Origin of the sequence: Actinophytocola sp. (assembly GCF_049647105.1) — a bacterium.
GTDB lineage: Bacteria > Actinomycetota > Actinomycetes > Mycobacteriales > Pseudonocardiaceae > Actinophytocola.
The window spans coordinates 1-14073 of the sequence record NZ_JBARWZ010000052.1 but is presented as its reverse complement, the minus strand read 5'-3'; the positions used below and the strand labels follow the sequence as shown (position 1 = coordinate 14073).

8 protein-coding genes and 1 pseudogene are annotated in these 14073 nt (G+C 71.0%); 3 read left to right on the top strand and 6 right to left on the bottom strand.

All coding sequences use genetic code 11. From position 1 onward, the window contains the following. Positions 1 to 11: 11 nt before the first annotated feature. From WBA97_RS06925 to WBA97_RS06900, 6 genes and pseudogenes are all read right to left on the bottom strand, one after another. Positions 12 to 542, bottom strand: coding sequence for a hypothetical protein (locus WBA97_RS06925; protein WP_424229867.1), 531 nt, complete (start codon positions 540 to 542; stop codon positions 12 to 14). A gap of 115 nt (positions 543 to 657) precedes the next feature. Next, positions 658 to 1098 carry a hypothetical protein gene (locus WBA97_RS06920; RefSeq protein ID WP_424229866.1) on the bottom strand — a complete coding sequence of 147 codons (441 nt, stop codon included), beginning with the start codon at positions 1096 to 1098 and terminating at the stop codon, positions 658 to 660. Positions 1099 to 1279: 181 nt separating this feature from the next. Further along, positions 1280 to 1516, bottom strand: a pseudogene (locus tag WBA97_RS06915) (amidase family protein); the annotation flags it as partial. Positions 1517 to 1670: 154 nt separating this feature from the next. Then, complete coding sequence (locus WBA97_RS06910) at positions 1671 to 2177, bottom strand: hypothetical protein (protein WP_424229865.1); 507 nt, start codon at positions 2175 to 2177, stop codon at positions 1671 to 1673. Positions 2178 to 2211: 34 nt separating this feature from the next. Further along, positions 2212 to 3612, bottom strand: a complete 1401-nt coding sequence (locus WBA97_RS06905; protein WP_424229864.1) for a hypothetical protein — start codon at positions 3610 to 3612, stop codon at positions 2212 to 2214. Beyond that, complete coding sequence (locus WBA97_RS06900; protein WP_424229863.1) at positions 3609 to 3896, bottom strand: hypothetical protein; 288 nt, start codon at positions 3894 to 3896, stop codon at positions 3609 to 3611. The genes WBA97_RS06905 and WBA97_RS06900 overlap by 4 nt, the downstream gene beginning before the upstream one ends. A 290-nt stretch (positions 3897 to 4186) precedes the next feature. On the opposite strand from WBA97_RS06900, the gene sbnA reads away from it, so the two are divergent. From sbnA to WBA97_RS06885, 3 genes are all read left to right on the top strand, one after another. Beyond that, positions 4187 to 5212 carry a 2,3-diaminopropionate biosynthesis protein SbnA gene (gene sbnA, locus WBA97_RS06895; protein WP_424229862.1) on the top strand — a complete coding sequence of 342 codons (1026 nt, stop codon included), beginning with the start codon at positions 4187 to 4189 and terminating at the stop codon, positions 5210 to 5212. Beyond that, positions 5212 to 8253, top strand: a complete 3042-nt coding sequence (locus WBA97_RS06890; protein ID WP_424229861.1) for an amino acid adenylation domain-containing protein — start codon at positions 5212 to 5214, stop codon at positions 8251 to 8253. Before sbnA ends, WBA97_RS06890 begins: the two co-directional genes overlap by 1 nt. A gap of 13 nt (positions 8254 to 8266) precedes the next feature. Next, positions 8267 to 14073 (top strand): amino acid adenylation domain-containing protein (locus WBA97_RS06885; RefSeq protein ID WP_424229860.1); only part of this gene is annotated, 5807 nt, incomplete at its 3' end.

The following is a 14073-nucleotide window of genomic DNA, read 5'->3' as shown; positions in this document are numbered from 1 at the left end:
GGGGGCTCCGCTCACGACTGCGAGTGTCCCTCTGTCACTGCGTCCGGGGTGTTCGTGGGCGGCCACGGGCCGGTGAGGAGTTGCCTGGCGTCGGTGACGATGTACTCCAGGCAGGTCTCGCGAGGATCGGTGAAGTCCTCATTCCAGTCTTCATACCCACACACCGAGCTGATCAGCGGCAGTAATGCGGGAGAGTGCCCCAGCTTCTCCCAGCCTTCTATCCAGATGAGTCGCCCGCCCTCTTCGGGTGGAAGGCTGCCGTCGACGATGAGACGGCACCACCAGCGGACGAGTTCCCAACGGGCCTGTGTCGGATTGTCGGGCAGTGATGGGGCGAGTTCGAGTTCGTGGATGACCTGATCGAACAGGTCGTGGGCCTCGGCCTCTTCGTTGCGGTTGAGCCCGGCCAGCCGGCGGAGGGCGGGCGTGTCGAGGTCGGCCATCAACGCGTCGAGGGCCATCTGGATCAGCTGATCCGACCCGACTGTGTAACCAAGCCTCTCGCGGATGGCGGCCCTGGTAAGGCGCTGGAGGTGGTCCATGCGCGCCAGGATGTCACCCCGGACAAGAGGGGGACCAGCTCATTTCGCTCTCGTACCGGTGGCAGGATCGATGACCATGACCGCTCCACGCGAGGGGCGCGCTTGGTGAGCCCGGTCAGCGGCGGCCGGTGGTCAGGATGACGAGGAACTGGCCGCCGCCCGGTTCGACGGCGGCGGTCACCGGCAGTCCTGGTACCAGTCGGGAGAACCGGTCCACGAGCCAGTCGGCCGCTTCCTGGGCGTCCTGTTTGGTCGGGCAGCGGGCCACCATCTCGCGGCCGCCCTTGCGCTCCAGCCTGCCGGCGACAGTGATCAGCGGTGCGGGTTCGGCCACGTGCAGGCGGTCCGGCCAGGCGATGACCACCTTGACCGCGCCCTTGCGGGTGTTGCACCCTCGGTGCGCGAGCCGCTCGGCGACCTTGGCCTTCCGGTCGGCGGTCCGGCTGTCGACGCTGGGCCCTCTTGGGTCGTTCACCGACATGTCGGGGTCGACCGGTTCGTCGCACACCCAGCATCGCCAGCCGTCGCGCTCGGCCACATCATCGAGGAGACTCACCCTGGCAACCTACTGCCCGGCCGCCATCCTGTCCCGGTCGGCTGTGCCCCTACCGGGGTGGCTGGAAGCCGCCCGTCTTGTGCTCGAGGAGTTCGGCCAGCCGTAGTGGGGTGCGGTCCTCGAACATCGGGCCGATGAGCTGTATCCCGACCGGCAGGCCGTCGGGGGACCGGCCCGTGGGCTCCTTGACCGTCATGGGAATGCCGAGCAGCGGCCGGTCCTCGCCACGCGCGCGTGCCTGGTCGGCACGGTGCGCGGCGGCCCGCGCACGGTCGAAGTCCGGCACACAGATCGCGTTGATCACCTCGTCGTCACGCTCGATACGGGCAATCGCCTCATCGGTCAGTTCCACCGAGGTCACCGCGCCGGCACGCAACGCGGCTACGAGCTTCTCGGCCGGCTGAAAGCTCCACTCCATGAATCCGACGCTATCGACCTGCCACAGAGGACACGAAATTCCGGTTCACGCAACAGCAATCCATCCACACAGGCCATGAAAAGCCGCGTCGCGCAACAGGACGGACGTCTCAGTTCGCCATCCCTTGCCCATCGCGCGGGTTGGCGTGCCGCGATCACTCCGGGTCGGGAGTGCAGACGGTCAGGAACGACTTCTGGTTCTCGCGGCGGACGTCCGATGCCTCCAGCCAGCCGCGCTGGCCGAACAGGTAGCTCCCGGACGGGTGCTGGGCCGACTCGCGCAGCACCTGGGCGACGTCGACCCTGGCACCGTACGCCTCCGGTCCGTCAACGGAGAAGGCGATCGAGCCTGCCCTGGTCCAGTCGTAGTCCGCAGGCAGTGGTTTCTGGACCTGGAGAGGACCAAGGGTGTCCGGGGGCGTTGCCCCGGGCACCCTCAGAAGGTCCATGCGCTCCACCAGCACTCCCGGCTTCGGCGCGGTCCACACCTGCTCCGTGCTCTCCCGCGTGCCGGAGTCGAAGATCAATGTCAGGCCGGTGACGCCGTGGCACGGGGTGCCCGTCCACAGTTTCAGTACGCCGTCCTCGACGCGGAACCCGGCCGCCGGTGGCAGCGACGGCGCGTACTGGGCCTTGGTGTCGCATGCCACGGTTACCGCCACCACGAGTAGGGCAGCGCAGGCGACACGCGACCACCTAACGATATCCGCCATCGGAAAGTCCCGCGTCGTCCTCGGTCTCGTTGCCGCCGGTCGCCCGCTCCCACGCATAGGAGGCGAGGAAGCCCGTGTAGCCTTCCCGCGCCCATTGCTGGGAGTGGCGCTCCTCGTGGTGCAGCAGCCGGTCCATGTCGAGAGCGCCTCGGTACGGGCCGTCATCGCCTTCGTACCACGCATGGCCCGACTTCGCCGCCTCGCGAAGCTGTTGCGCCGGATCCTGCGGGTCGTCGATGTTCAGCATGAACGTGTCGCCCCAGGTGGTTCCGCCCTGTTGGCTGAACTGGTCCTGGATGAGGTTCCCTCCCAGGCCCATCATCATGCCGTTCGGAGTGGTCACCAGCCGTCCACCGTTGCCGTGCACGAACCCCACATCATCGTCGTAGCTCCAGGAGTTCTCCCGCTGCCGATCGGTGATCCGCCGCAGCTCCTCGGAGCCGTACGGGGTCGGACCGAAGTCGGTCGCTTCGCCTTCGGTGCCGTAGTCGGTGCCCGCGTTCATGATGTAGGTCATCCGCACCGCCGAGGCGGCGTCGTCCCCGCTGATGTCGGTCGGCATCAGGAAGTACGACTTGAAGGTCCCGTCGCCGTCCTCGTCCTCGCGGATCTCCTCCATCCCGTCGAGGATCTCGAAGTCCTCCGGCGTGATGTGGTGTTCGGCGGCGATTTCCTTGATCGTGTCGATCGACACGCCCCGGCGCACGGCGTTCTCGAGCCACTGCCGGTAGTGGCCGGACACGGGCGGCCCGGTCAGCAGGCCGGCGTCACGCAGCGACTGCTCCATCTCGGCCACCTGGGCGTCGATCTCCCCACCCTGCCTGGCGTCCGCGAGGGTGTTCGCTCCGTGATCGCTGATCTTGCGGTCCTGCGCGAGTTGCATCACCCTGGCGAGGGCGGCGTCGATGTTGTTCGCCGTGGCGAGTATCGCCTTGGTCTCCTGCGCCAGCTGCTTCCTGATGGTTTCGCGGTGCCGTTGGGTCTCGGCCTGGTCTTCGGCCTCGAACCGCGACCTCGGCGGGGGGTCGGCCGGCTTGTTGTCCACGATCGCGCCGTCGTTGGCAATGCGGAACTGGTAGGTGTCAGCGAGGGAGTCGTTGTTGGCGACCCGGTTCTTCAGGGCGGACACGTCGTCCGACGCGTCCTTCATGGCGCGTTCGACGGCGGACAGCTCCGCGACCAGGATCTCGGCATTGTTCCGGGTGTCGCCGAGCGAACCACGTGCGCGCTCTCCCGCAACGCCGTGCCAGCCAGGCAGTTTCCCGGCGTCATCGAGCTCGTCCTGCAGCCCGATGAGTTTGTCCCGCCGCCCACGCAGGTTGGTGGCTGACGTGTCGAGCGCCTCCGCGTCCCATGTGCGGACGTCATCGTAGCCGACAGTCATTTCCGGAAAGCCCTTTCCGCATCGCCCTCATTCTCGGCATACGCCTTCGCGGACGACGTGACCGATTCGCTCCACAGGTCGATCTCGCCCGACCACCCGTTCGCGCGCTCATTGAACGTCGACGCCAGGGTGGGCGCGTTCTTCGCGGCATCCCCACCTGGCAATGCCACCGCGATCGCGTCCAAGCCGGTACCCGGGCTCACCGCCCTGGCCTGGTCCGCGGCAGATCCCGCAGCGGCGGCGGCATCCCGCAGCTGACCGAGCTCAACCTCGTATCCGCTCACAGCCCGTGACCTCCACCCCTGGATCGGTCAGCCGCACTGTACGGGAGTCCGTGCCCGTGCACGCCCGGTTCGTGCGAACGCGGGCCTGCCCGGTGGATCGGTGTGCGACCGCAGTTAAACCGGTGCGCGATCGGCGGGAGAGAACCTGAGGTGGCAACACCGGTCCCGCTGTCGCGAGTCCGAGGGTTGCCGGGTCCGCGTGACCGGTTCGTCGGGGACCGAACGCGTCAGCGGTGAACCACTGCGCGAAAGCCGTTCGTCAACGTAGTGGAGAGACGGGGAGTGCTCGAGTGGGGTACGTTCGTCGTCCGTATGACCTGAACGCCGACGATGTCTACGTCGACCTCGGCGAGGTGCTCGATCGGCCGGTCATCGTCAAGTGCGAGTCCTTCAACTTCGCGGGTTCGGTCAAGCTCAAGGCCGCGGTGTCGATGGTGACCGCCGCCGAGGCCGATGGCCGGCTCCGGCCGGACTCGGTGATCGTCGAGTCGTCGTCCGGCAACCTCGGGGTCGCGCTGAGCGTGGTCGCCGCGAGCAGGGGCTACGGGTTCGTGTGTGTGACCGACCCCCGGTCGAGCGTGCAGAACCGCAGGCAGATCGAGGCACTCGGTGGCCAGGTGATCGTGGTGACCGAGCCGGACGGCGACCACGGCTTCCTCGGCAGCCGCCTCCGGCGGGTGCGGCACCTGTGCGAGAACAACCCGGACTACGTCTGGCTCAACCAGTACGCGAACGAGCACAACTGGCGCGCGCACTACACGACGACGGCGCCGGAGATCGTCCGCCGCGTGCCCGGCCTTGACGTGCTCTTCGTCGGCGCGGGCACCACCGGCACCCTCACCGGGTGCGCCCGCTATCTCCGGGACATCGGGCACCCGGCCCAGGTGATCGCCGTCGACAGCATCGGGTCCGTCACCTTCGGCGGACTGCCGTCGCCTCGCTACATTCCCGGGCTGGGTACCGGGAAGCGCCCCGAGATCGTCGACGAGTCGGTGATCGACGACATCGTCATGGTGGCCGAACTGGACACCATCAGGATGTGCAGAACGTTGGCCGGGGCCGGTTTCCTCTTCGGCGGGTCGACCAGCACGGTCCTGGTGGGCGCGCAGCGCTGGCTGGCCGCGAACGGCGGGCCCGCCACGTGCGCGGTCGCGATCTCCCCCGATCTCGGGGAGCGGTACCTGGACACGATCTACAACGACATGTGGGTCGCCGAGCACTTCGGTGCCGAGTTCCTCGCGTCGCTTCGACCCGGGCCGAGCGAGCCCGATGTCCGGCCGGGTGAGCTGATCTCGCCGCTCGTGGGGGGCGTGTGATGAGCGCAGGACTCGTCGACCTGTTCGCCGAGCAGGTGCGTGCCCGGCCGGACGCCGTCGCCGTCGAGTCGGCCGGTGCCGCGATCACCTACCGCGAGCTGCACGACCGGGCGGCGCGGGTCGCCGCTGGTCTCGCCGAACTCGGGGTGGGACCGGAAACCCTGGTGGGGATGGCGTTCGAGCGGTCGCCCGACGCGATCGTCGCGATGCTGGGCATCGTGTTCGCGGGCGGTGCGTACGTCCCGCTCAACCCGGCGTTCCCGGCCGCCAGGATCGCCGCGCTGATCGACGACAGCCGGGTGCGGGTCGTGCTGTGCGACGACCACGGCGCCGCCACCGTCCGTGCTGCCGTCCGTGCCGCCGCGCCGGACGACGTGCTGGTCCGGTCCGTCGCGGAGTTCGCCGCCAAGGAGGGCGTGCTGGTCCCGGTGCCACCGTCGGCACTGGCCTACGTCATGTACACCTCGGGCAGCACGGGCCGTCCGAAGGGCGTGCTCGTCGAACGGCGCGGCATCGTGCGGCTCGCCGCCCGTCCCGGCTACGTCGACATCACGCCGGACGACCGGTTCCTGCACATGTCCGCGCTCGAGTTCGACGCCTCCACCTGGGAGATCTGGGGTGCGCTGCTGAGCGGCGCCCGTGTGTGCGTTGTCGACCGCGAGACCAGCCTGGTGCCACAACGGCTCGGCGCGGAGCTGCGTGAGCGGGGTGTCACCGTCGCGTGGCTGACCTCCGCCCTGTGCAACCAGCTCGTCGACGAGGATGTCGAGATCTTCGCGCCGCTGCGGACCCTCCTGACCGGCGGCGACGTACTTTCGCCACGGCACATGCGGCTCCTGCGTGCCAGGCATCCCGGTCTGGCCGTGCACAACGGTTACGGGCCGACCGAGAACACCACGTTCACCACGACGTACCGCATCGACGACAGTGTCGACGGGCCGGTGCCGATCGGCTACCCCATCCCCGGCACGACCGTCGCCGTGCTGGACGAGCGGCGGCGGCCGGTTCCCGTCGGCGCGGCGGGGGAGTTGTACACCGGCGGCGCCGGGCTCGCCAGGGGCTACCTGAACAACGAGGAGCTGACCAGGGAACGCTTCGTCGTCATCGACGGCGAACGCTACTACCGCACCGGTGACACCGTGCACGCCGACGCGGACGGCCTGCTGCACTTCCACGGGCGCACCGACGACCAGGTGAAGATCCGGGGCCAGCGCGTCGAGGTGGGCGAGGTGACCGCCGCGCTGCTCGCGGTGCCCGGGGTGACCGACGCCTGCGTGCGGGTCGCGGGTGAGGCCGAGAACAAGCGCCTGGTCGGCTACGTCGTGGCGACGGGCATGGCGGCAGCCGGGGTGCGGGGGGCCATGGCCGCCCGGGTGCCCGGCTACCTGGTGCCGGACCAGCTGCTCACGTTGCCCCGGTTGCCGTTGAACGCCAACGGAAAGGTCGACGTGCGGGCGTTGCCCGAGCCGACCGCCGAACCGGCGGCGCACACCCCGGCCGAGGAGGCGCTCGCCGAACTGTGGGGCGCCGTGCTCGGCGTCGACCCCGCGACGATCCCCGCCGACGCGTCGTTCACGGAGATCGGCGGCAACTCGATCACGCTGGGGGTGCTGATCGGCCGCATCGGCAGGCAGCTGGGTGTCGAGCTGACGTTCGCGGACGCCTTCGCCGCCCCCACCCTCGCCGCGATGGCGGCCACGGTGGCGTCGGCGGGACACGCCGTCGTGGCACCGATCCCGCCGGTGACCGACGGCGCCGCGGTGGCGCTGCACCCGCAGCAGGTCGGCATGTACGCGCTGTGGCAGGTGGACCCCGGCTCTCTCGCCTACAACATCCCGGTCCGGGTGACCATCCGAGGGCCGCTTGACGTCGCACGACTGAACGCGGCGTTCCGGGCGCTGGTGGCACGGCACGACGCGCTGCGGATGCGGTTCACGCTGACCGAGCACGGCGTGCGCCAGGCCGCCGCGCCTGTCACCGCCGAGCTGGCCTGCCCGCCGGAGCTGCCCGAGGACGTGGTGGCGGACTTCGTCCGTCCCTTCCTGCTGGACCAGCCACCCCTGATCCGGGGGCTGGTCGCGCCGACGGGCCCCGGCACGCACGAGCTGTACCTCGACGCGCACCACATCGTCATGGACGGCATCTCACTGCGGGTGCTGCTGGCCGAGCTGTTCGACCGCTACGAGGGCAGAGAACCCGGTACTCCGGCGGTGTCCTACGCCGCCGCCGCGCGGTGGAGCCGCGACCGTCGTCCCGACCCGGCCCACGAGACGTTCTGGCGTGCCGAGCTCGCCGGCGCGCCTGCCGGCCTTGACCTGCCCACCGACCGGCCCCGGGGCCGCACCCGTGCGATGCGCGGTGCCGTGACCACCAGGACCGTCGACACCGCACGCGTCGCCGAACTCGACCGGGTCGCCCGGCGCCTCGGCACGACGACCTTCGCCGTGCTGCTCGCGGCCTGGACCGCCACCCTGGCCAGGGTCAGTGGACAGCGCGACCTGGTGGTCGGCACGCCGGTCAGCGGCCGTACGCACCCCGACCTGGACTCGGTGGCAGGCATGTTCGTCAGCACGGTGTGCCTGCGTGCCAGGATCGACGACCCGACCAGTCTGGGGGAGCTGGCCGTCCGGCTCGGCCGGTCCCAGATCGACGCGCTCACCCACCAGGACTTCCCGTTCGAGCGGCTAGTGGAGGCGCTCGGGGTGCCGAGGGACCCGGCCCGCAATCCGCTGTTCGACACCCTGTTCGCCTACCAGGACCTCGGGTTCCACGAGTTCGCCACCGAGGACCTGGACGCCTCCGTGGACCTGGTGAATCCGGGCACCACCAGGTTCGACCTGAACCTGCAGGTCCACCGGCGGCCCGGCCGGCTCGTGCTCGACCTCGAACACGCCACCGACCTGTACGACACCGCCTCCGCCGACTACCTGCTCGGCGAGTGCGTGACGGCGCTGACCGAGCTGGCCGATGGCGGGGACGCGCCCGTGTTCACCCCGGCCCGCGTCGCGGTGTCCGTGTCCGCCGCGGACTTCACGTTCTAGGAGAGCACCCGGCATGACCACGATCTTCGAGCAGAACCGCAAGTTGATCACGGGTTCCGAGCACCTTGACCACTGGCAGCGGATCGTCGCGGAGACAGGCGAGCCCACCGTGCTCGTCCGCGACCACCTCGGCCAGGACGCCGACGAGCCGGTGACGGTCCGCTCCGCCGGTCTCGACCCGGCCGCGTGCACGGCGGCCGCCCGCGTCACGGGCGGCGACCCGACGCTGCTGCGTGTGCTCCACACGGCCGTGCTCGCCATGGTCACCGCCAGGGCGACCGACCGAGGGCGGGTGACGGTGCTCGCGGCGGCCCCGGCGGACGCCGCCGTCTCGGCCCTTCCGGTGACCGTCGAGGTGGCCGGGACGTTCCGCGAGCTGCTCGGCGCGACCCGCGCCGCCTACCTCGAGGCGGCCGCGCACGCGGGCATCCCGTTCTGGCTCGTGTACGAGCGGGCGGGGGTGCGTCCCACCGACGTGGCGCTCGGGGTGGACGATGGCTGTCCGCTGCGCTTCACCGTCGCCGGTGACCGGGTAGAGCTGGCCTACCGCGCCGACCTGTTCGCGCAGGAGACCGCGAGCCGCCTCGCGGGCGACTACGCCTGGCTCTTCGCGACCGTGCTGGCGGACCCGGGCACCGACGTCACCGGCCTGCTTCCGGCGAACGCCACCGACACGCTGGCACTCGCCGGGTTCAACGACACCGCCATGGAGTTCCCGGCGGACGCGCTGTTGCACGGGTTCCTCGAGGAACAGGCGCGGCGCCACCCCGGCCGGGTCGCGATCGCCGACGACGGCACGACCTACGACGCACTCAACCGTGAGGCCAACCGGCTCGCGCACCACCTGCGGGCGCTCGGCGTCGGGCCTGGCGACGTCGTGGGGGTCTGCCTGCCGAGGTCGCGCAGGGAACTGGTCGCGATCCACGCCGTGCTGAAGGCGGGCGGTGCCTACCTGCCGGTCGACGCGACCCTGCCCCGCAACCGGATCGACTACGTGCTCGGCCACAGCGGCACCCGCATCGTCGTCGGCGACGCGGGCACCCGTGGCGCGGTCAGTGCCGTCGAGGTGTTCGTTGACCTCGACGACCCGGCCTCCGCCGCCGCCGAGGACACCGATCCGGTCCCGGTGACCGGCGCGGGCGACCTCTGCTACGTGATCTACACGTCCGGCTCCACCGGCCGCCCGAAGGGCGTCATGGTCGAGCACCGGGCGATCGTCAACCGTCTCGTGTGGATGCAGCGTGCCCACCCCATCGGCCCCGGCGACGTCATCCTGCACAAGACGCCGTTCACCTTCGACGTCTCGGTGTGGGAGATCTTCTGGTGGTCGATCGCGGGCGCCTCGGTCGTCACGCTGCCCTCGGGTGCCGAGCGCGACCCGGAGCGGGTCGTCGAGCACATCGCCGCGCACGGCGTGACGACGATGCACTTCGTGCCCTCGATGCTGCAGGCGTTCCTGACCTACGTCGACGCCGTCGACATCACCGCGGCCACGGCCGAGCTGTCGAGCCTGCGCACCGTGTTCGCGAGCGGCGAGGCACTGGGCACGGGACAGGCCATGCGGTTCCGGGCGCTTCTCGGGCACGCCGACCTGGTGAACCTCTACGGCCCCACCGAGGCCGCGGTCGACGTCAGCAGCTACGACACGGCGGACGCCGACCCCCGGCGGCCCGTGCCGATCGGCCGCCCGATCGACAACATCGCGCTCCGGGTCCTGACCACCGCGGGGGAGATCGCGCCGGTCGGCACGCCCGGTGAGCTCTGCATCGCGGGCGTCGGCCTGGCCCGCGGCTACCTCAACGCCCCCGAGCTGACCGAGGAGCGTTTCGTCGCCGACCCGCTGGCGCCGGGGCAGCGGATGTACCGGACGGGTGACCTCGCCCGGTGGACGGCGGACGGCGTGCTGGAGTACCTGGGCCGGATCGACACCCAGGTGAAGATCCGCGGCTACCGCATCGAGCTCGGCGAGATCGAGCACGTCGCGAGCGGGCTCGGCGCCGTGGCCGACTGCTCGGTCGCGGCGGTCGCCGACAGCGCGGGCGACAAGGCGCTGTGCGCGTACGTCGTGCCAGGGGAGGGGTTCGAGCGGGCGGCGTTCACCGCAGCGCTGGCCGCCGAACTGCCCTCCTACATGGTGCCGCAGTGGGTCGTCGAGGTCGACGCCATCCCGACCAACCACAACGGAAAGCGTGATCTCGGCGCGCTTCCGCCGCCGGACCGCACCGGCGGCGGAGCCGGCCACGTCGCCGCGAGCACCGGCCTCGAACGGACGCTCGCGGACATCTGGCGGTCCGTGCTCGGCGTCGACCTGGTCGGCGTCGGTGACAACTTCTTCGCGCTGGGCGGCGATTCCATCAAGTTCATCGCCGTGCTGGCGGCCGCCCGCGCCGCCGGGCTGGACTTCACCTTCCAGGAACTGTTCGCCAACCCGTCCATCGCCGAACTGGTCGCCGTCGTCGCACACCGCGACCCCGGGGCGGCGACCGACGCCCCGGCACGGCCGTTCACCCTGCTCGCGGACGCCGACCGGGCGCTGCTGCCCGAGGACGCCATCGACGCCTACCCGATGTCGGCGCTCCAGGTCGGCCTGATGTACGAGGCGGCGCGGGCCGAGCCGGGAAGCGGGCTCTACCACGACATCCTGAGCTACCACATCGACGGCGCGGTGGACGTTGCCGTGTTCCGGGCGGCGGTCGGCGCCGTCACGGCGCGGCACGCGATCATGCGCACGTCGTTCCACCTGGCCGGGTTCAGCGAGCCCGTCCAGGTCGTGCACGGCAGCGCGCCGGCCCGGTGCGCGGTCGTCGACCTGGCGGCGCTGTCCACGGCCGAGCAGGACGCCAGGCTGGACGCGTTCGCCGCACGCGAGCTGGCCGACGGTTTCTCACCCGGCGCACCGGACCTGGTGCGGGTGCACCTGCACCTGCTCGGCGACCGCGGCTACCAGTACACGCTCAGCTATCACGACGCCGCCCTGGACGGGTGGAGCGTCAACACGATCCACCGCGACGTCTTCGAGACCTACTTCGCGTTGCTCGACGGCACGGCTCCCTCGGTGGCGGACCTGCCAGTGACCTACGCCGACTTCGTCCGGGCCGAACGTGACGCGGTCGGGTCATCTCGGCAGTCGGCGTACTGGCGTGACGTGGTCGGCCGGTTCGACAGCACGCGGCTGCCCCGGCTGGGCCGCACCGGCGGGGCGGCCGGGGTGGAGATCCACGACGTCGAGCTGACCGGTGAGACGGCGGGCGGCCTGGTGGCGACCGCGGCCGCGCTGCGGGTGCCGGTCAAGTCCGTGCTGCTCGCCGCGCACGCCGCGGTGCTCGCGTTCGTCTCCGGCACCGACGACGTGCTCACCGGCTACGAGCACAGCGGACGTCCCGAGGTGCTTGGCGGCGAGCGGCTGCCGGGGCTCTTCCTCAACACCGTGCCGTTCGGCGTCGAGGTCGGGGACCGGACGTGGGCCGAGCTGGTCCGCGAGGTCTACCGGGTGGAGACCGCACTGTTGCCGTACCGGCGTTTCCCGATGGTGGAGATGAAGCGCGCGGCCGGCGCGCGGGAGGCGTTGTTCGAGTCGGTCTTCAACTTCACCCATTTCCACGTGCTCAAGGATCTGTCCACACGGGACGGTTTCGGCATGGTCCGCTCGGTTGTCAACGCTCAGACCGAGTTCCCGTTCCGCGCGGAGTTCTCGCAGGACGCCATCACCGACGAAGTGGCGCTGTCGCTGCATTACCACGCTGACGCGTTCGACACGGAGCAGGTCGCCCGCATCGCGGGCTACTACGCCAGTGCGCTGGGGCTGCTCGCCGCCGCGCCGGACGACAGCGTGCTGGCGCGGACCCTGCTCGGCTCGGCGGAGCTGGCCGAGGAGTTCGCGGGTCCGGCGCACCGGCTACCCGATGGCACGCTCGTCGACCGGTTCGCCGCCCAGGCCGCGGCCACGCCGGACGCGGTCGCCCTCCAGCACGGCGACACCCGTCTCACGTACCGCGATCTCGACGACGCGTCGGACCGGATGGCAGGCCACCTGACCGGCAACGGGGTCACGGCGGGCACCGTGGTCACCACGCTGCTCGACCGCGGTGTCGACTGGGGAGTCGCCGTGCTGGCGATCCTCAAGCTCGGCGCGGTGTACCTGCCGCAGGAGCCGTCCTACCCCGCCGAGCGGCTCGGGTCGGTCCTGCGCCGGTCCGGCAGTAAGCACGTCCTCGTCGACGATGGCGCCGCCGAGGCCGTGCGGACGGCGCTGACGGCGGTCGTTGGGGAGGTGCCCGCCATCCTGACCCCGGCGGCCGCACGCGCCGCCCACCCGCCGAGGACCGCCACCCGGCCGCGGCCGGAGGACCCGGCGTACATCATCTTCACCTCCGGTTCCACCGGCGAGCCAAAGGGCGCGGTGATCCGGCACGACGGCATGCTCAACCACCTGCTCGCCAAGGTCGCCGACCTGGACCTCACCTCGGCGGACCGGATCGCGCAGCCCGCCACCCAGTGCTTCGACATCTCCGTGTGGCAGCTGGTCGCGGCCTGGCTGGTCGGTGGCCGAACCGTCGTCATCGGCCAGGACGTGCTCGCCGACCCGCGCGCACTGCTGCACACGGTCGCCGCCGAGGGGATCACCGTCCTGGAGGTCGTCCCGTCCTACCTGGACGCGATGCTGGCGGAGGCGGAGGTGCGCCCGGTCGCCCTGCCAGCGCTGCGGTACAACCTGGTCACCGGCGAGGCGCTGCCGCCGGGCCTGACCCGCAGGTGGTTCGGCGCCTACGATGTCCCGCTGGTCAACGCGTACGGGCCGACCGAGGCGTCCGACGACGTCACCCACCACGTCCTGTCGGCGGCCGTCGACGGCGACCGGGTGCCGGTGGGCAGGGCCGTGCGCAACACCGGCCTGCACGTGGTGGACCGGTGGAACCGCCGCTGCCCGATCGGCACCTACGGGGAGATCGTGGTGACCGGCGTCGGCGTCGGTGCCGGTTACGTCAACGACGCCGAGCGCACGGCGGCGGCGTTCCGGCCGAACGTGCTCGACGACCGGTCCGCGCTGATGTACCGCACCGGCGACGTCGGCCGCTGGCTGCCCGGCGGCGTGCTGGACTGCGCAGGGCGGATCGACCACCAGGTCAAGGTGCGTGGCTTCCGCATCGAGTTGTCGGAGATCGAGGGCGCCATGGGGCAGCTGCCCGGCGTCGACTCGTCGGTCGTCGTGGTGCGGGCGCGAGGTGCGGAGAAACTGCTCGCGGCGTTCTACACGGGATCGGCCGACCTCGACGTCACGACCGTCCGCGACGGGCTGTCCACGTCGCTGCCGAGCTACATGCACCCGGACTCCGTGCGGCGCCTCGACGCCTTTCCCCTTACCGGCAACGGCAAGGTCGACCGGGCGGCCCTGCTTGACGCGGCGGCGGCCGTGCCGGTGACGCGGACCGTCGAGCCACCCGCCGACGACGACGAGCGGGCACTGGTCGCGGCGTTCGCCGAGGTGATCGGCATCGACGCCGCCGAGGTCGGCGCGACCGACAACTTCTTCGACATCGGCGGGCACTCGATCGCCGCGATGAAGGTGGCGATCAGGCTTGGCGGCGCGGTCACGCTGCGCGACCTGCTGACCCACCCGACCGTCCGCTCGCTGTCCAGGCACCTGCGCACGCGGGAAGACACTCAGCGCGACCTGCTGGTCGATCTGACCTCGGCGGCCGGGCGGACGCTCGCCGACCCCGTGTGCACGCTGGTGTGCGTGCCCTTCGCGGGCGGCAGCGCGGTCAGCTACGTCGGCCTCGCCCGCGAACTGCACGCGAGCCGGGTGCGGGTGCTCGGCGT